19 protein-coding genes, 2 tRNA genes and 1 riboswitch are annotated in these 17,103 nt (G+C 38.4%); of the genes, 9 read left to right on the plus strand and 12 right to left on the minus strand.

The window, feature by feature from the left end:
• Nucleotides 1-14: 14 nt before the first annotated feature.
• Both LKI_RS07985 and LKI_RS07990 read right to left on the minus strand, forming a co-directional pair.
• Nucleotides 15-86, minus strand: a tRNA-Glu gene (locus LKI_RS07985).
• Between the two features lie 134 nt (nucleotides 87-220).
• Nucleotides 221-904 carry a YjjG family noncanonical pyrimidine nucleotidase gene (locus tag LKI_RS07990; protein ID WP_013975164.1) on the minus strand — a complete coding sequence of 228 codons (684 nt, stop codon included), beginning with the start codon at nucleotides 902-904 and terminating at the stop codon, nucleotides 221-223.
• Nucleotides 905-966: 62 nt separating this feature from the next.
• On the opposite strand from LKI_RS07990, the gene LKI_RS07995 reads away from it, so the two are divergent.
• The 5 genes from LKI_RS07995 to LKI_RS08010 all read left to right on the plus strand — a co-directional run bounded on the left by LKI_RS07995 (nucleotide 967) and on the right by LKI_RS08010 (nucleotide 5,250).
• Nucleotides 967-1,659: a cyclic nucleotide-binding domain-containing protein gene (locus tag LKI_RS07995; protein WP_013103633.1), complete on the plus strand. Its 693-nt coding sequence runs from the start codon at nucleotides 967-969 to the stop codon at nucleotides 1,657-1,659.
• 228 nt (nucleotides 1,660-1,887) lie between these two features.
• Nucleotides 1,888-2,355, plus strand: a complete 468-nt coding sequence (locus LKI_RS08000; RefSeq protein WP_013103634.1) for a LytTR family DNA-binding domain-containing protein — start codon at nucleotides 1,888-1,890, stop codon at nucleotides 2,353-2,355.
• On the plus strand, nucleotides 2,342-2,734 hold the full coding sequence (locus LKI_RS08005) for a DUF3021 family protein (RefSeq protein ID WP_013103635.1): 393 nt from the start codon (nucleotides 2,342-2,344) through the stop codon (nucleotides 2,732-2,734). The genes LKI_RS08000 and LKI_RS08005 overlap by 14 nt, the downstream gene beginning before the upstream one ends.
• A 180-nt stretch (nucleotides 2,735-2,914) precedes the next feature.
• Entirely contained in the window at nucleotides 2,915-3,073 is a 159-nt protein-coding gene (locus LKI_RS11010; RefSeq protein WP_013103636.1) for a hypothetical protein, read from the plus strand.
• A gap of 107 nt (nucleotides 3,074-3,180) precedes the next feature.
• Nucleotides 3,181-5,250: a DNA topoisomerase gene (locus LKI_RS08010; RefSeq protein ID WP_013103637.1), complete on the plus strand. Its 2,070-nt coding sequence runs from the start codon at nucleotides 3,181-3,183 to the stop codon at nucleotides 5,248-5,250.
• A 119-nt stretch (nucleotides 5,251-5,369) separates the two neighbouring features.
• Here the strand turns inward: LKI_RS08010 and tenA are convergent, their stop codons facing one another.
• The 4 genes from tenA to LKI_RS08030 are packed head-to-tail and all read right to left on the minus strand — an operon-like array spanning nucleotide 5,370 to nucleotide 8,692.
• Nucleotides 5,370-6,038 carry a thiaminase II gene (tenA, locus tag LKI_RS08015; RefSeq protein ID WP_013103638.1) on the minus strand — a complete coding sequence of 223 codons (669 nt, stop codon included), beginning with the start codon at nucleotides 6,036-6,038 and terminating at the stop codon, nucleotides 5,370-5,372.
• 11 nt (nucleotides 6,039-6,049) lie between these two features.
• A complete protein-coding gene (locus tag LKI_RS08020) occupies nucleotides 6,050-6,712 on the minus strand; it encodes an energy-coupling factor transporter transmembrane component T family protein (RefSeq protein WP_013103639.1) in 663 nt (220 codons plus the stop codon).
• The gene (locus tag LKI_RS08025) at nucleotides 6,709-8,118 is read right to left on the minus strand and encodes an ABC transporter ATP-binding protein (protein WP_013103640.1); all 1,410 of its coding nucleotides are present in this window, start codon (nucleotides 8,116-8,118) and stop codon (nucleotides 6,709-6,711) included. The genes LKI_RS08020 and LKI_RS08025 overlap by 4 nt, the downstream gene beginning before the upstream one ends.
• Nucleotides 8,111-8,692: an ECF transporter S component gene (locus LKI_RS08030; RefSeq protein ID WP_013103641.1), complete on the minus strand. Its 582-nt coding sequence runs from the start codon at nucleotides 8,690-8,692 to the stop codon at nucleotides 8,111-8,113. The genes LKI_RS08025 and LKI_RS08030 overlap by 8 nt, the downstream gene beginning before the upstream one ends.
• A 148-nt stretch (nucleotides 8,693-8,840) precedes the next feature.
• Nucleotides 8,841-8,930, minus strand: a riboswitch (TPP riboswitch).
• A 100-nt stretch (nucleotides 8,931-9,030) separates the two neighbouring features.
• On the opposite strand from LKI_RS08030, the gene LKI_RS08035 reads away from it, so the two are divergent.
• Nucleotides 9,031-9,579: a dihydrofolate reductase family protein gene (locus tag LKI_RS08035; RefSeq protein WP_013103642.1), complete on the plus strand. Its 549-nt coding sequence runs from the start codon at nucleotides 9,031-9,033 to the stop codon at nucleotides 9,577-9,579.
• Here the strand turns inward: LKI_RS08035 and LKI_RS08040 are convergent.
• The gene (locus LKI_RS08040; protein ID WP_013103643.1) at nucleotides 9,565-10,101 is read right to left on the minus strand and encodes a GNAT family N-acetyltransferase; all 537 of its coding nucleotides are present in this window, start codon (nucleotides 10,099-10,101) and stop codon (nucleotides 9,565-9,567) included. The genes LKI_RS08035 and LKI_RS08040 overlap by 15 nt on opposite strands.
• A gap of 86 nt (nucleotides 10,102-10,187) precedes the next feature.
• Nucleotides 10,188-10,259: transfer RNA gene (locus tag LKI_RS08045), tRNA-Gln, on the minus strand.
• 110 nt (nucleotides 10,260-10,369) lie between these two features.
• Here LKI_RS08045 and LKI_RS08050 point away from each other — a divergent pair.
• The 3 genes from LKI_RS08050 to LKI_RS08060 all read left to right on the plus strand — a co-directional run bounded on the left by LKI_RS08050 (nucleotide 10,370) and on the right by LKI_RS08060 (nucleotide 12,830).
• Nucleotides 10,370-10,873: a phosphatidylglycerophosphatase A family protein gene (locus tag LKI_RS08050; RefSeq protein ID WP_013103644.1), complete on the plus strand. Its 504-nt coding sequence runs from the start codon at nucleotides 10,370-10,372 to the stop codon at nucleotides 10,871-10,873.
• A 104-nt stretch (nucleotides 10,874-10,977) separates the two neighbouring features.
• The gene (gene nagA / locus LKI_RS08055) at nucleotides 10,978-12,126 is read left to right on the plus strand and encodes an N-acetylglucosamine-6-phosphate deacetylase (protein ID WP_013103645.1); all 1,149 of its coding nucleotides are present in this window, start codon (nucleotides 10,978-10,980) and stop codon (nucleotides 12,124-12,126) included.
• Nucleotides 12,123-12,830: a GntR family transcriptional regulator gene (locus LKI_RS08060; RefSeq protein ID WP_013103646.1), complete on the plus strand. Its 708-nt coding sequence runs from the start codon at nucleotides 12,123-12,125 to the stop codon at nucleotides 12,828-12,830. The genes nagA and LKI_RS08060 overlap by 4 nt, the downstream gene beginning before the upstream one ends.
• A 215-nt stretch (nucleotides 12,831-13,045) precedes the next feature.
• On the opposite strand, the gene LKI_RS08065 is transcribed toward LKI_RS08060, so the two are convergent.
• From LKI_RS08065 to LKI_RS08080, 4 genes are all read right to left on the minus strand, one after another.
• A complete protein-coding gene (locus LKI_RS08065; protein ID WP_013103647.1) occupies nucleotides 13,046-13,741 on the minus strand; it encodes a methionine ABC transporter permease in 696 nt (231 codons plus the stop codon).
• A gap of 2 nt (nucleotides 13,742-13,743) precedes the next feature.
• A complete protein-coding gene (locus LKI_RS08070) occupies nucleotides 13,744-14,823 on the minus strand; it encodes a methionine ABC transporter ATP-binding protein (protein ID WP_013103648.1) in 1,080 nt (359 codons plus the stop codon).
• A 30-nt stretch (nucleotides 14,824-14,853) separates the two neighbouring features.
• The gene (locus LKI_RS08075) at nucleotides 14,854-16,185 is read right to left on the minus strand and encodes a M20/M25/M40 family metallo-hydrolase (RefSeq protein ID WP_013103649.1); all 1,332 of its coding nucleotides are present in this window, start codon (nucleotides 16,183-16,185) and stop codon (nucleotides 14,854-14,856) included.
• Between the two features lie 63 nt (nucleotides 16,186-16,248).
• Nucleotides 16,249-17,094, minus strand: coding sequence for a MetQ/NlpA family ABC transporter substrate-binding protein (locus LKI_RS08080; protein ID WP_013103650.1), 846 nt, complete (start codon nucleotides 17,092-17,094; stop codon nucleotides 16,249-16,251).
• Between the last annotated feature and the right edge of the window lie 9 nt (nucleotides 17,095-17,103).

The raw sequence follows: 17,103 nt of genomic DNA on the forward strand, positions 1-17,103 counted from the left end.
GTTGCGACTTGATATAGCTCGTGAGAGAATCGAACTCTCGATTCCGCCGTGAAAGGGCAGCGTCTTAGCCACTTGACCAACGAGCCATGGTCAGTGATGTCTGATATGCATCAGACAACTATACTATAATATCAAGTTTTTGGTCACTCGTCAATACGTTTGACATGATTTTTAAAATAATGACCAACTAGTCTCACAAAACTGCGTTTTGACACATATCTTACGTGGTGACAATATCCAAAATATCTTGGTAATTCTGTGCAATGTATGTCGGCTTTATAGTTGATAGTGGTTGATCATTGTTGGGATTGAACCAAATACTTTTCATATTAACCGCTAAAGCACCTTTTATATCTGCAGATAGTTTATCACCAACCATAACCGTGTTGTCGATTGTTATTTTGGGATCAACATCTAGGATATGTGAGAAAAATTGTGGTTGGGGTTTATTAAAACCAATTTCCTCTGAAATGAAAATGCTATCAAAATACTTTTGAATATTGGCACCAGCTAATCTAGCATACTGTGTTTTAGCTAAACCATTCGTTCCAACAATCAGTTTATAACCACGTTTTTTTAAATTATCCAAAAGCGTTGTAGCACCTGAAATGACATGATAATTATGATCGAGTTTTGTGCGATACATCGCTTCTAGCTGGCGACCATCACTTTGAATGTCAAAATGTGCCAATGTATCCGAGAATCTAGTATTCAATAGGGGCTGACTATCATAACCCTGTTCAATTTTTTGCCAAATAGTCGCGTTCAATGCAAGATAGTATTCAAATGCGACTTCTAAGTCTGGCACATGCTGCGATGCTAAAATGTCTCGTACGCCTTCGCACTCGCCGCGTTTGAAGTCCAAAAGTGTGTCATCTAGATCAAATATGATGTTTTTAATCATTAGTTGGTTACTTCCATTCAATATTTTATAATAGTTATTTGATATAGATAAGTATACTGGATATGCTAAAATTAACATATGCTATTTCGCACATTATTGGTGGGACAATGATTGATCAAATGACTATTGACAATGCTAACTTAAATTTTCTACCAGATGACGTATTTGCTGGTAGTTATTTAGCCTATTTTAAAAATGGTGACGTTATCACGACTTCTGAGCCGTCAGGTGAAACTGCTAAATTATATTACTTAATAGCCGGTCGTGCTAAAGTTATCGCATTGTCTGATGAGGGGGACGCTAATTTAGTTCAACTTTTATACCCCAATGATTGGATAGGAGAACTTGAATTTACGGCACAACAAACAACTGCAAAACAAGTTACTGCAATCGGTGACAGCGTATGTATTTGTATTCCCAATCAGATCGTCAAAAAATATTTATTAAACCATGTCGGTTACTTACAGCATATTAATCAGTATCTAGTAAAAAAATTATTGGCGCGCACAAATATGATGATTACGAGCCGTACTTATGCATTTAAATATCGCTTAGCAACGTTTATCTTGGATGATTCGTATGATAATTTTTATAGTGAACCCCATACTTTAGTGATGGCATATTTAGGGGTAAGCTACAGACATCTTTTATACACATACAAAGTATTTGAAACAGAGCAACTATTATTTAAAGTAGGCCGAAATCAATACCGACTTAACGCTGATAAACTGAGAGAATTCTATCTTAAGCCCTAGGATACTTAAATAAAAATTGAGTTAGGCCAGCTTTATGCGTCAATATTAAACTAGAAGTGACGTGTCAACATAACCTTGAAAACTAACCGCTTATCACAAAAGCGGTTTTTTTAGTGTCTTAAATTGCTAAGATAAAAGCATAAACGAGACAAAGGAGAGATGACATGCATCGTGTTAAGAAAATCGTATTTTTGGTAAAATAGTAGCATTGTAGTTAGGAGAAGAAATGTGGAAATAAAAATCACAGTTGACGAGTCAATGGCTGGTGTTGAAGTTGCCATAACGGGCAATGATATTGAACAGATGACTGCGATTGCCAAGCAGATACAAAATAAAAAAGTCGAAACAAATAAATTAGTGGTTAAAACATGTGATGGTATTCAGGTGGTGACACAATCAGATGTATTGTTTGTTGAAAGTTTTGGTAACGAGTTATCAATGACCTGCAATAATAAACAAACATTAGTGACGCGGAAAACGTTGAAACAGTTTTTAGCTGGTGATACGGCGCGATTATTTGTTCAAATATCGAAATCGATGGCAATAAACATGAATGCTTTAATACGTATGGAAGTCGCATTTTCTGGTAATTATTATGCTTTTTTGACAGATGAGACACGAGTGACGGTGTCAAGGCGGTTTATTAAAGGTATTTTAAAGCGGTTAGAAGGGAGTACGGAAGATGAAATACTTTAAAGCAGGCATGATCTATTTATTTGTTGGTGTTGGTATTGGATCCTTTATTTCATTACTATCATTTACGCTATATCAAGGGACACCTTCGATCAAACAGTTTCTATTATTAATGACGATGAGCGCGGTAATGGGGCTATTATCTTTGATTTATGAGCTTGATAACATGACGTTTGTGACACAATTGATCAGTCATCTGATTTTAGAAATGCTGACCTATGGGTTCTTCATATGGCTAACTTTTGGGAGTGTTATGATTGCATTGACAAATATACCAACATTTATTATCAGTTATGTGATTGTTTTCATTGTTTTTAGAAAACAAGGACAAGCTAATGCAAGACGAATTAATCAGCAGTTGGCAGATAAAAGACAAGAGTAGTGTATTAGGTAGGATTTTTTAGTAGAATAGGCATAAGCAAAGATTTGAACAAATACACTGGCAATAAAGCCTGTTAAAATAGCCATGTTAGATGATTTATTTTTGAAACTGAGCCACATCAAATTAATTTTGGCCATGATAAAACGATCGGTATTAATCAGCTATAAAAGGAAACTAATCATGAAAAAGAAAACTATTGGACGTACCGATTTGGATAACACCCTAAATGAGATTACCTCTCATCCAGAACGTGGGTTGGGATTGCTTGGCGTTAAAGGAATTATTGGTCTACTGATACTAGTCGTATTGGGGTTTATTGTGTATATTTTGGTGCAATAAGATGTCTTCAGATATAGGTCTTAAAAACAATGACAAGTATGCAAGACCTCCCCGTAATCTGTTAAAATTAAGAGAGATAATTCAAGAAAGATATGAAACCATAACTTATGCCTAACTACCTTATTTTAACTGAAAAGCCATCAGCGGCAGCTAATTTTGTCAAAGCATTGGGTGGCAAAACAGGCACATTTAACAATTTCACCTACAAAATCACCAATCTTCGTGGGCATGTGATGACACTCAAAGATCCCGAAGAAATGGTTGCGGAAGATTTGAAAAAGCAATACAAATCTTGGTTAGTCAAGCATTTACCATGGGATTTAAATGATTTTTCTTGGGAACGAACGTATATTCGTCAGCGTAACATGCGTACTGGTAAAACTGAATCAACTAAAAAAATAATTGATGAGCTTAAAAAAGAAGCCAAGACAGGTTATGATGCCATTGTGATTGCGACTGACACGGATCCATCAGGTGAAGGCGAATTATTGGCCTGGGAGGCATTAGACGCAATTAAATGGCGTGGTCAAGTGCTACGAGCCAATTTCATGGATGAGTCTGCAACAGGCGTTAAAACAGCCATGATGAACTTGCGTGATGTTTCAGACAAGCAACAAGACGGTGAGTATATTAAAGGCGAGAGTCGTAACCGTTGGGATTTTGCCTCAATGCAGCTCACACGAATTGCGACGACTGCTGCCAAAAAACAGGGGTTTAAAGTTGTTGCGCGGGAAGGCCGTTTAAAATCAGTCATTGTTTGGCAGATCTATGCCCAGCTACTAGCAATAAAAAATTACGTGAAAAAACCTTACTTTGAAGTTAAATTTAAGGACCCAGCCGGGCATATTTTTGGTCGTGTGACACCAGACGGGGATGTTATACCTTGGCGATTTTCAACAAAAAATGATGCACAAAAGGATATGACGCAATATCATGAGAGTGCGGTTGCCAATGAAAAACACCAAACACGTACGCAGGCACCAGGGAAATTACTTGATCTGGCAGGCTTAGCTGCTATTTTGGCGCCACGTGGTTTTTCGGCCAAAGAGGTTTTGAGCACGTATCAAAAAATGTACGAGGCACAAGTTGTGTCATATCCGCGTACAGAAGATAAAACTGTGACGCCAGAACAATTTAACGAGTTGCTACCTAAAATTGACCAAATTGCACAGCTTGTTCAGGTTGATACGCGTTTGTTAACGCATCGTCAACCGCGTCCAACACACGTTAAAAAACAAGGTGCCCATGGGGCCAACCGGCCTGGCGAAAATATACCAACCAGCTTGACGAGTCTGACTAAATTTGGGCCAAGCGCGCAAGCCATTTATGATATTTTAGCAAAAAACTATTTAGCGATGCTCGCTGAAGATTATGTTTATGATCATGTGACAGCTGATTTACAAGATTACCCACGATTTAAAACAGCTTTTAATATACCAATCGAAATGAATTTTAAAGCGGTTTACGATTCTCAACGAGCGGTTAAGGTTGAAGACGAGGTTGAAGATGATAATTCAGGACAGTTAGGGCCAAACGCACAACCCTATTTGTATGAAGGGGCGAACAAAAAACCACAAACGCCGACCACTAAATGGATCATGGCATTCCTAGAAAAGCACCATGTGGGTACTGGTGCAACTCGTGTGTCCACGTTATCTGACATGAGTCGTGGTACAAAGTCTATGATCAAAGAAACACGTGGCAAACTTATGCTAACTGAGACAGGGAATGTCTCGGCGGTAATGGTGAAAGATACATGGATTGCGTCACCCAAAATTACCAAACGTTTATTTGAGATGATGGACCAGGTCGGCCAATTTGAAATTACAATGCCTAAATTACTGGATTCAATCACACAGGTTGTTGAACATGATATGCCAATTATGTTGTCAAATGCTGACGAACTTGAATTATTATTAGGTAAGCCAAAACCTGCACTAAAAAGACCAGTTACTGAAAAAATAACGGGCGTATTTAAAGGTGAAGAAATTACCTTTGCCAAGTCATGGAGCGGGCATAGTTTTACAGATGATGAGTTAACCAAACTATTGAATGGGGATGAAATCAGTTTTGATGCGAAGTCAAAACGGGGAAAATCATATACTGCAATAGGCAAAATGGCAAAACAAACGTTTAAGGGTCGTACTTTTTACGGTTTTAAGTTGAATCCAAAGTGATGAAGTATCTAATATACATGGTATAACAGTTAAAGTAGTCAATTGTCATGTGAAAATGATGCCAATTAAAAATAGGTTAGCGTGCTTATCTGCACATTAACCTATTTTTTGACGTAATTTTAAAATTTAAACTGCCATTGTGTTTGCTTCCAGGCAGCTTCCCAGAAACGCCACTCCATTTCTAAACTTTTCAAAAATGTTTGAGCGACATGTTCTTTTTGGTTATCATTGAATTGAGAAACAGCACGTTCTAAGGCGTCAAAACGCCAAGCATTATAATCAACACCATCATCTGTTTGTGGCGCATAGATTTCAATCCATTCTTTCAATGGGTTGGCATCATTGTTTGCTCCTTGGGCAACGAGTTCACTACCAATAACGCCATAACTCCAAGCGCAGGGTAACAAAGTGGCAATCGCATCGGCGTATGTACCATGATATGCGGATGTGTACATATGGTCTGTATAAAGTTGTGTTTCGGGACTGCGACGCCAGTTTTCAACGTGATGACCAGTGATAGTTAACATCACTTCGTGTGCTTTTGATTCATTACTGACAAATTGCGCGGTTTCTAGGAGACGTGCGATATCATCTGAATGACTCGTTTTTGTGACTGTTAGTGCGGTAACTTGCAAATAGTCTTTTAAATAGTGTTCATCTTGTTCAACGTAATAGTTTAAAACATCATTGGGGACCTCACCTTTAGCGATTGCTTGTACAAATGGGTGAATCATAATTGCATCCATTATTGGTTGAGCGCGCGTAAGTAGGTCTTGTGAAAAAGTCATAAAAAATCCTTTCAGTACCAGTGTGGTAATAGTAATAATTGAAATGCAATTAAAATGATAACGAGTAAGAACCAATCACGTCGCTTAATAGTAACGACTTGAAGGTGCGTACGTGTTGCACCTTCAGTAAAACCATGACTAACCATGCCTTCAGCTAGATTTTGAGACCAACGAATAGCCGCTAAAATAGCTTTAAAATAGAGCTGTGGTTGCCAAATATGAAGGGTTTGACCACGCATTTGAGAAGCGACTCTAATGGTCTTCATTTCTTGGCTAACAGCAGGCATGAAATTTAAAACACCAACTAATGCATAAACAAATGTTGCGCTCAGTTTGGCTTTTTGTTCAAGTGTTGCTAGGAAAACATCACGTTCATCATTAAGCTTTAAAGTGAATAAACCACCTAGCCATAGATAGGCGAAAACACGTGATAACATGACCCAAGCCATGTGTTGATGGTCACCAGTACCAAAGTACATCAATGAAAACCAAGAACCGAGTCCTGGGAGTAACGGTAATATCAATAACCATAGCCATTGACGCCAATTGAGCTTTAAAAATAGGTATAGAAAGGCACTGACACCAATAACAATTAGATTGAGTGTCACACTTTTTATGAAAGTCAGCTCTAAAGCAATAACCATAATTGTGGCAAATTTTATGAGTGGATTCATGATGCACCGCCGATGTAATTTAATGATTGATTGTCAAATTGCAGATGGTAATCAAACCAATTAGTGACTGCATGTAATTGATGACTAATCATGATGACCGTTTGATGTTGACGTGTGGTAAAGTCAGCGATGATATTGAGCAAATGTTGCTGCGATACGCTGTCAAGTCCAGCTAATGGCTCATCAAACAATAACGTTGGGGTACCTGTCATTAACATGAGCAATACTTGTAGCTTTTTCTGTTGGCCACCAGATAATTGATAAACAATGTGGTCACGAAGATCATTGAGATTTAACTGTGTTAACACTTGTGTCAGTTGATCATTATGCCAAATTTCAGGGAAGCGGCTTAATGATTGCGCTTGTTCTAATTCTTCGCGCACGGTCATGGCGACGAATTGTTGTTCAGCATTTTGAAAAACGAGTGCAACGTCTTGTACATGCCTAGCTATTTTACGCTTTGCAATATTTTCTTGCTGGTAAGTAATCGTACCACCGTAAAGGTATAATTTAACCAAAGCAGATAGTAGGGTTGATTTACCAACGCCGTTTGGTCCAGTGATAAGGATTCTTTTGCCTTTTGGAAATAAACGTGTCGTGCGAGATAACAGTGTCCGCTGACCACTTTCAAGTGTGACAGATTCAAGTGTCAGAATGCCTTTTTTTTCAGTAGGCAAAGACGTATGAAGCACGGGTTGGTTTGGTAATTTTGTCAAAATCTGTTGTCGCTCGTCTGGCAATGCATGATGTAAGCGACCAGCTGTCATAACAAAGATATCATCAATGGCATCAGCATAACCACTCCAATCGTGATCTGTGATTAAAATTGTTTTACCTTGACGTTGGTAGGATTTGATGACATCAATCAGTTGTAATCTTGCTGTGGGATCGACGTTTGCAAACGGTTCATCTAGCAATAAATATTCACTGTCTGCGGCTAAAACGGTAGCCAGTGCAACTTTTTGCTTTTCACCACCAGATAAATGTAATAAATCGTGATGCATAAAAGCTGTCATACCGACACTGTCTAGTGCATTTAGGATACGTTGTTCAATTTCTTCAGGTTTAACCTGTAAATTTTCAAGGCTAAATCGTAGTTCTTCAAAGGGTGTTTTCATGACAAATTGGCGTGCAGGATTTTGAAAAAGATAGCCAATGTGTGCAACACGCTGATAAGGTACAATGTCATGAACATCATAATTATCTAGCGTTAAGTTACCAGTTAATGACCCATCACTAAATGTTGGGTACAAACCAGATAGTAATTTAAGTAATGTCGATTTACCGCTACCGCTTGGACCGACAAGCAAGCTGAAACTGTTAGGTCGCAATTTAAGTGAAATATCGGTTAACACTGGTGTTTCGCGATAAGCAAAATTCACATGGTCAACCACTAACTCAGTCACGATGCAAAACACCAGCCTTTTCAATCAGTTTCTGAATGGCAACAACTAACACACCACCAAAGAATAGAAGTGAAACAAAGCGTGTTAAGAATAAGGCAATTAGAAGACCAATGTGATAAGAACCGTAGCCATCACGGACAGCAGACCAGATAAATGTCACAATTGTACCTGTGATTGCTGAGGCAAAAATACCACGCCATCCCCAGTTTTTGTAGCCCAAGACAGCAAATCCTGCTTCACTACCGATACCTTGAACAAGACCAGATAGCAAAGTTGCGACACCCCATTGGCCACCAAGTAACATTTCAACAGCAGCAGCGAAAACTTCACCTAAGACACCAGCACCAGCTTGGCGGATCAAAATGCTGGCCAGTGGTGCAGCCATCATCCAACCACCTAGTAGTAGTTCATTTGCAAATGGTGCTAAGCCCAAGGGCGTTAGGGCAGCTGATAATAAATTATAGATTGGACCAAGAACCCAAAAGATAAATCCAATAAAAACAGCGACGAATGCCAGTAGCAACACGTCACGAAGTGCCCAACGCGTTGATTTTGACTTTGAAATAGTTTGCATAGTATTATGCCTCCAAGAATTTTTTTGTAGTTGTTATTTTATGTCTGGTATACAAAATGGTTTAAAATTGAAATCATCCTCTTGAGATGTTTTCTAGGCAAATAAAAAACTCTTGGTTCATTTATGAGCCAAGAGTTTGCCTAGTACAACATCAAAAAAGCAATTCTCCCTTCGCTGGTATTAGCCAGATCAGGTTCAATGGGTGTTTCTCAGCCACGCGGCACCCCAGATTGTTAATATTAAACTACAGGTTAAATTTAACATATATTTTATATTAATGCAACTATGTTAACATGAAGTATAGTCAATTGTGATGCTAAAAAAGAAAGAGGTGTATCATGCGACACGTTGTTTTTTATGGCGCAATCAGTTTGGATGGTTTTTTATCCGATGAAAACGATGATTTGCAGTGGTTGTTCGACACGAACTTAAATAATCAGTCAACTTATGAAGCGTTCGAAAAAACAGTTGGCACATTTGTCATGGGTCGAAAAACTTTTGACATGACCAAACAACTTATGGGTGACGAAATACTTTATGAAGGCAAAGAAAAAGTTGTTTTTTCACGGGGCCAGCATGAGAATATAAAAGATGTCACCTATGTTTCAGGAGATATTGTAAAGATTATTAAAGGTTATCAACAACAATCTGGTGGTAACATATGGATTATTGGTGGTGGTGGCATTTTAAAACCATTACTTGAAGCGCATATGGTTGATGAGTTATGGGTACAAATTGTGCCGGTATTACTCGGACGAGGAAAGCGATTGTTTGAACCAGGTGACTACCGCTATCGCCTGCAAACAATTGGCACGACTCAATTAGGTGAAATGACAGAAATACATTTCAAACGAGTGGATGAATCGTTTAGCTCACTTCCTACTTGATACTATCTCAGTACGCAGAATACCATATTTGATAGAGTCGTAATAGTGACCTTGCCAATAGCGTACTTGTCGTATAGTACCTTCATGTACAAAACCTGCTTTTTTACTTACACGTACCATTCCGGCGTTACCAGACCATGTTGTGAGACCAATATGTGGCAGTTGGTCATGTTGTGCGAAAAGATCTAATATCCAAATTTTTATCGCACTGGTGGCAATACTTTTACCCCAATCACTTTTTTGATAAATAATGATACCAATTTCTAACCAATGTTGCAGGTTCCCATCAGCCCAATGTGCAGAAACCTCACCGACAATCCGATGGTTAAAATAAATTAAGCGATGATGCGTACTATTAATTAAATGGTACGCTTTTTGTTGAAATTCATGCCATGTTGGGATAGGGTCACGAAAATAGGGACCATTGAAGGCCATCCAAGTGCGATCAGCTAATCTGCCATATTCAATATCATAAACGTGTTGCATTGCTTCCTGTGAAAAAGGTTCAAGGGTAATATTCATATATTTTCCTCCTAATAAAGATTATTATACGCGTACACCATCAAAAAAAGGAAACAAAAAAAGCGATCAATTTGATCGCTCAGCTATTGCCCCTGCTGGATTCGAACCAGCGCGTAGTGGCACCAGAAGCCACCGCCTTACCGCTTGGCCAAGGGGCAATTACTCTAACTATTTTACAGAATTTTTGTGACTTTTGCAAGTGAAAAAACAACCTTTGTCAAATATTGCTTTTTTGGATATACTAGGTAAAACGGTAGGGGGAAAAAATATGCAATATGCAACTTATGAAAATACAGTTGAAAAGTTAAAACAGCACCACATTAGCTTGCATGACATCGCAATCATTGGATATGATAGCGAACAATCTTATATACCAGGCCTAACCATCGAACAGGTTGAAGAAGCAGTTATCAGTATCTTGCATAAGCGCGTGGTGCAACATCAGATATGGGTTGCCTTGGAATTAGATCGTTTGGCCGAAGCCCATTTACTAGAGTCGCCATTACAAGACTTGGTTGAAAATGATGATACGTTATTTGGTGTTGATGAGACATTAGGGACAGCTATTGCAATGTCTTTTGATACGATTGGCGTCACAAATTATGGTTATATTGACAAGATAAAGGTCGGGTTAGTTGGTGAATTAGATCGTAAGGGAAAGACAACGGAAGCTGTGACAACCTTTGCAGATGACATTGTCGGTGCGTTAGCAGCAGCAGCGGCATCTAAAGTGGCTCATAAATTTGCCGCCGGTACAGGACAAAAAGATTAAATTTGCAAAATCGGTCTATACCAATTATAATGAGGTTAAGAATAAATAGGAGGAAAGGCAGATGGGTTATAGCACAAATAACCCCATTTGCTATCATCTATATCATGGCTAAATTATTGCAGCATATTGATCTTTACACAGGTTCAAAACATTTGACAGATGCGTATCTACGATTCACAGATGTGATTCATGATGTTGGCTACATGACTGACTTTACACCACAAAATGATGATGAATTGGTTGTAGAAGCAACTGGGAAGTTGGTCGTACCTGGTTTTATTGATGTTCATAAACATGGTGGGTATGGTCTGGATACCATGGACGGCGATGTTGAAAAGCTTGATGATATGGTCAATAAAATGGTTACCGAAGGTATCACCTCACTATTTCCAACAACGATGACGCAATCACCTGAAAATATCGAACGTGCATTATTAACAATTGATGAAGTTGCTAAAATAAATCCTGTTATTCAAGGCATTCACTTAGAGGGTCCCTTCATTAATAAAGTCTTTATGGGTGCCCAACCAGAAGAATACATTATTGACCCCAATACGGCATTGCTTAAAAAATGGTATGAATTGTCTGGTAAACGCATTAGACTGGTGACTTATGCACCAGAAAATGGTGGGATACCAGATTTTGAAGAATTTATGCTAAAGCATCACATTATACCTTCAATTGGTCACTCTAATGCCACACGTGCGCAATTATTGCATTCACGGGCAACACATATAACCCATTTGTATAATGCACAAAGACCATTACACCATCGCGAACCTGGTGTCACTGGACATGGTATGATAGAAGAATCAATAACAGGTGAGCTAATCGCTGATGGTTTTCATATTGTGCCTGATATGCTTGAAATTGCTTTTCGTTTGAAGGGTGCACATCGACTAGAACTCGTAACAGATTCGATGCGTGCTGAAGGATTAGGAAACGGTATATCAGAGCTAGGTGGCCAAAAAGTGGTAGTCCAAGATAAACAGGCACGTCTCGAAAATGGTCATTTAGCCGGTTCCGTATTGGCCTATGATGATGCGTTTCGTCATATACAACAGTTTACGTCTGCTGATATTAACGATGCCGTACAAATGAGTTCAGTTAACCAAGCACGTGAGTTTGGTTTAACTCAAAAAGGCGACCTATCTTTTGGAAAGGACGCAGATTTTAATATTTTTAACAAGGAAGATATGCAATTACAGGCAACCTATTCATTGGGTCGCCGATTTGCTCGGGAAAATTTATGACAAAACCTGTCACACCACGTTATATTCAAATTCACAATCAAATTAAAGCACGTATTGAAGCGGGTGAATGGGTTGCACAAAAACGGTTACCTGCTGAACGCGAATTATCGGAAACTTTTAATGTCTCACGGATGACTTTGCGGCAAGCCATTCAAACATTGGTGGATGAAGGCTTGTTAGAACGAAGAGTTGGATCTGGTACGTACGTTGCAGAGAAAAAAGTCTCCGAACGTGCATTAGGCATGACAAGCTTCACCGAATTAATGGCAGCCACAGGACGTGTGGCGAAAACGCAAACCATCAGCTATAAATTAACGTCGCCTTCTGCTTCTGAAGTCTCACGGTTACAATTATCAGAGGGTGAAGAGGTATTGGTTATGGAACGTTTAAGAATGGGGGACAATGAACCTATTTTATTAGAACGGACAACGTTACCAGTATCTCTTATTCACAATTTTTCACGTCGCGATTTAACAGAGTCTTTGTATGTCACATTAGAAGATGCAGGCATTCAACCAGGACGTGCTGAACAAACGATTTCAGCAACTTTGGCGAATGAACGTCTGTCAGAATTGTTACAAATTAAACGTGGCGATGCTATTTTGAATGTGCGCCAAGTATCCTTCGATCAAAATGAGCGACCTTTTGAATATGTGCGTTCATATTATGTTGGCGAACGTTTTGAGTTTACATTAGCACGGTGAATCATTTTGTTGAAATATATGGAAAATAAAGTTTTTTTGATAGGAATAATTATCATTTTTTTAGGTCAATTTTTTGCTATACCTAAAGTGTTAGAGTTATGCTTGATTGCCATTCTGATGGTATTAATTTTGGTAATACGCTTGTACATGAAAAATAAAAAACGAAGCATGCGTTGATGCTTCGTTTTTTATTTGATTTATGACGATACAACTAGTTATTTGTGGCTCAACTTTTTTGCTAAATAATCACCAATCAGTTGAACAGCAAGCACGAAGATCAAAACGAGTAATGTTGCCACAAGTGTTGTATCCGTGGCAAAACGATTATAACCATAGGCAATTGCCATGTTACCTAATCCACCGGCACCTATAGCACCAGCCATAGCTGTTAAGCCAATGAGACTAATCAAAGTTACTGTTGAAACGCGAGCGATTTCAGAACGTCCTTCACGTAAGTAAACACCAAAAACAATATCCCAAAATGAAGCACCGACAGCTTGTGCTGCTTCAACAATACCACTATCAACCTCTGATAAGGCAACTTGTATTTGACGAGCGTAAAATGGGAAAACACCAAGAGCTAAGGGAACTAAAGCAGCAGTTGTACCAATTTGTGTGCCCACAACCAGTTTAGTGAAAGGGGCAATGAACGCTAAGAGAATGATAAATGGGACAGCACGGAAAATTGAAACGATCTTATCAAAAATCCAGAATGTCCATTTATTGGGGGCAATGCCATTTGGTGCTGTGATAATCAACCCAATACCAAAAATTAAGCCGAGTAGGCCACCAAAAATAGCCGACCAAAAAGTCATATAAAGTGTTTGTACGATTGAAGTCCACCAGCCGGTGTCACCAGTCCAACCTTGATAAACAACGTTTGGAAATGTATCTGAAAACCATTGTGTCATAATTATTTACCGCCTTTTAATATTTCAATTTCAACATGATGATCGGCTAAAGTAGATATGGCTGCTTTAATTTGATCGTCTGTACCTGATAAAATGACTAGTAATGCGCCAACAGGTGTGTTTTGCAAAATTTCAACATTACCATATAAGATATTGGCTGTGACCTGGAAGTCACGAAATAGACTAGCAATCAAGGGCTCATCAGTGGTATCACCAACATATGATAGGCGAATAAACAACTCATTTTCATGAAGATTTTTTACCAATGGTTGGGCTGAAATGGTTGCAATGGCTTTATCAATATTGGTTGCTGTTTCGATGAATTCCTTTGTTAATTGTTGTGTTGGTTTGGCAAAGATTTCAAGCAGTGAGCCACGCTCAATAATTTCACCATCTTGCATGACAGCAACTTTGTTAGCAATCTCTTTGACAGCTTGCATTTCATGCGTAATTAGGACGATCGTCAACCCAAGTTCTTCATTTAGCTTTTTTAATAGGCTGAGAATTTGGTTAGTTGTTTTGGGATCTAAAGCTGAAGTGGCTTCATCAGAAATTAAAATTTCAGGATCATTAGCTAAGGCACGGGCGATAGAAACACGCTGTTTTTGACCGCCTGAAAGTTGAGAAGGATATTGTTCAGCGCGATCTGATAAGTTAACTAACGCTAGTAATTCAGCAACTTTCGCTTTTTTTTGCTCTGCGTTTAATTCGCTATGTTTTAAGGCAAAAGCCACGTTTTCAGTGACTGTACGTTCGTTTAATAAATTAAAATGCTGGAAAATCATACCGATCTTACGACGACGATTACGTAGATCATTTGTTGTGATGCGTGTTTTTTTATTAGCTTTTTTATCAGATTGAAAAAAAGTTTCATCATTAACAACAACTGAACCATGAGTAGGTTCTTGCAATAAGTTAATAACACGTACTAATGTTGACTTACCGGCACCAGAATAACCGACAATACCATATACGTCGCCACGATTAATGGCAATAGAAACGTCTTTAACAGCTTCAATGGTGCGTTTTTTTTGATAAAATGTCACATCGATATGATTTAGTGAAATTATGGGGTTACTCATTTATTTACTCCTTTTTTAAACCAACAGGTATTAAGACTCATAACTTTTAATAAGCGCCTTGATGACATCAATATGTTGGTTATAATCCGCTAAGCGAATATTTTCATTTGGTGCATGATCTTTTGTATTAGCGTAACCAACACCAAGACTTGCAATAGGCGCTTGTAAAGTTTGGTGAACGATCGCCATAGGGCCTGTACCCGGCGAGGTAGGGATAACAACAGGGGAGACATGGTAATAATTAGCCGCAATATCGATCACGCGTAAGATTTCAGGGTCAGACATGTCGCTACGATATCCAGGTTGCCCCAAAGTTTTAGTGATGACAATATCCGACAAGCCAGCTGCTTTGAAGTGATCGGATATACGTTGCAGCGTTAGGTCTGGTGACATATTGGGAACTAAGCGTGATTCTAGTTTTGCGGTTGCAGTTGCAGGTAAAACAGTTTTAACACCAGTACCATTATAACCCGAAATAATTCCCTCAATGTTAATTGTTGGCTTGAAATATAATGTTTCTTTGAGATCATGGCCATTCTTATCGGAATAGAGTGGTGCAGTCAAACCATGCTGTGCAATCAGTGATTCTCTTGTTAGTGGTAATGCCTGAACAAGTGTTTTTTCACGATCATTTGGTGCGACAACATCATCATAAAAATGAGGCACTGCAATATTGCCTTGAGAATCAAATAATGTTGCAATTGCTCGTGACAAACGCATAGGCGCAGAGTCCACAACAGCAGCTAATGATGAATGTAGATCGTTAGCTGCTGTTGTGACAGATAGGTCGAAAGTAACAATACCTTTATTACCTCCAAATATTTCAATCACATCATTTTCATTTTTGCCACCAGACTCCCAAATCACAAGGTCAGCTTGTAACTGGTCCTGGTATTTATTGAGATATTCGGTTAAATATCGTGATGCAGTTTCTTCTGAACCTTCAATAATAAAGGTAATATTGATTGGTAATGATTGGTTATTTTCGGATAAGTATTCTGCCACAGCTGCTAATCTGGCAGTTAAATTACCTTTATCATCATCAACACCACGTCCGTATAATTTGCCATCATGTTCCGTTAAAATCCAAGGATTAGACTGCCATAAATTTAGTGGTTCGGCTGGCTGTACATCATAGTGGTTGTAAATCACAACTGTTTTTGCATTGGGGTTTTGGCTAACAAACTTGGCTACAATAAAAGGTGCAAAGTATGTATCATCATAAATGACTTGTGCACCCAGTTGGCGAAATGCACCTGCAATTATAGTTGCTGTCTCTGGTAAGTTACTTTCAATAGCAGACACACTGGGCAGGGCAACAAGTTGTTCTAGGAGTGATCTATATTGTTGGCGAATATCCATTCTGTTTTCTCCTATTAGATATTATGTACCTGCAAAATAAATTGCAGATGATTATTCATGTTGTTATTTTTTATAATCCCAAACAGTAATTTGGGCTGTGCCATAAAACTTTTTAACAAGTGATTTTGTTTTGTCTGTTTGTAATGACTTAACAACGTCTTTATAAACTTGCTTATCTTTGTCTTTTTTGTTAGCCGCAATAAAGTTAAAGTATTGTTGAGAATCCTTATTTAACTTTTCAACATAGATAGCTGATTCAACATCTATTTTAGCTGATTTAGCGAAGTTCGTGTTAATAACAGAAGCGCCGACAGTGGGATCCTTCAAAGAAGAGGCTGTTTGTGAGGCATCAACAGGTGTCACTTTTAAGTTTTTAGGGTTAGATGTAATATCTTTGGGTGTCGCCTTTGTTGTGTCCTTGACTTTAATTAGACCAGCTTCAGCCAAAAGATGGATTCCGCGATTTTCGTTAGTTGGATCATTTGAAACGGTGATTTGGTCACCAGATTTTATATCAGATACGTTTTTGTATTTGTCAGAGTAGATGCGCAATGGTGTCGTCCAAGTGTCACCGATAGAAACGATGTTTGTTTTATATTGACTGTTCCAGTTATCCAGGAAAGGATAGTTTTGGAAAGCATTTAAATCAATATCCCCTGATGATAAGGCTTTGTTTGGTTGTAAATAATCAGTGAACTTTTTTGTTTTTAATGTGATACCATACTTGTCTTTAGCTGTTTTAATAACTGATTTCCAGATTTCATCTTCATTCTTATCACCAGCCATGACACCAATAGTAACAGTTTTATCAGCGGATTTATTACCTTGGTGACCAAATATGGTATAGGCGCCTGCAGCAATGACGACGACAGCAACACCAGCAATAATCCAATTTGTTTTTTTACTCATAATATGATT

The sequence above is a fragment of the Leuconostoc kimchii IMSNU 11154 genome, from assembly GCF_000092505.1.
GTDB classification, from domain to species: domain Bacteria; phylum Bacillota; class Bacilli; order Lactobacillales; family Lactobacillaceae; genus Leuconostoc; species Leuconostoc kimchii.

Bases quoted from the DNA above. Each gene is read 5' to 3' on its own strand.
- LKI_RS07990 (WP_013975164.1), bottom strand. From the start codon at position 904: ATGATTAAAAACATCATATTTGATCTAGATGACACACTTTTGGACTTC.
- LKI_RS07995 (WP_013103633.1), top strand. From the start codon at position 967: ATGCTAAAATTAACATATGCTATTTCGCACATTATTGGTGGGACAATG.
- LKI_RS08005 (WP_013103635.1), top strand. From the start codon at position 2,342: ATGAAATACTTTAAAGCAGGCATGATCTATTTATTTGTTGGTGTTGGT.
- LKI_RS11010 (WP_013103636.1), top strand. From the start codon at position 2,915: ATGAAAAAGAAAACTATTGGACGTACCGATTTGGATAACACCCTAAAT.
- LKI_RS08010 (WP_013103637.1), top strand. From the start codon at position 3,181: ATGCCTAACTACCTTATTTTAACTGAAAAGCCATCAGCGGCAGCTAAT.
- tenA (WP_013103638.1), bottom strand. From the start codon at position 6,038: ATGACTTTTTCACAAGACCTACTTACGCGCGCTCAACCAATAATGGAT.
- LKI_RS08020 (WP_013103639.1), bottom strand. From the start codon at position 6,712: ATGAATCCACTCATAAAATTTGCCACAATTATGGTTATTGCTTTAGAG.
- LKI_RS08030 (WP_013103641.1), bottom strand. From the start codon at position 8,692: ATGCAAACTATTTCAAAGTCAAAATCAACGCGTTGGGCACTTCGTGAC.
- LKI_RS08035 (WP_013103642.1), top strand. From the start codon at position 9,031: ATGCGACACGTTGTTTTTTATGGCGCAATCAGTTTGGATGGTTTTTTA.
- LKI_RS08040 (WP_013103643.1), bottom strand. From the start codon at position 10,101: ATGAATATTACCCTTGAACCTTTTTCACAGGAAGCAATGCAACACGTT.
- LKI_RS08050 (WP_013103644.1), top strand. From the start codon at position 10,370: ATGCAATATGCAACTTATGAAAATACAGTTGAAAAGTTAAAACAGCAC.
- nagA (WP_013103645.1), top strand. From the start codon at position 10,978: ATGGCTAAATTATTGCAGCATATTGATCTTTACACAGGTTCAAAACAT.
- LKI_RS08060 (WP_013103646.1), top strand. From the start codon at position 12,123: ATGACAAAACCTGTCACACCACGTTATATTCAAATTCACAATCAAATT.
- LKI_RS08065 (WP_013103647.1), bottom strand. From the start codon at position 13,741: ATGACACAATGGTTTTCAGATACATTTCCAAACGTTGTTTATCAAGGT.
- LKI_RS08070 (WP_013103648.1), bottom strand. From the start codon at position 14,823: ATGAGTAACCCCATAATTTCACTAAATCATATCGATGTGACATTTTAT.
- LKI_RS08075 (WP_013103649.1), bottom strand. From the start codon at position 16,185: ATGGATATTCGCCAACAATATAGATCACTCCTAGAACAACTTGTTGCC.
- LKI_RS08080 (WP_013103650.1), bottom strand. From the start codon at position 17,094: ATGAGTAAAAAAACAAATTGGATTATTGCTGGTGTTGCTGTCGTCGTC.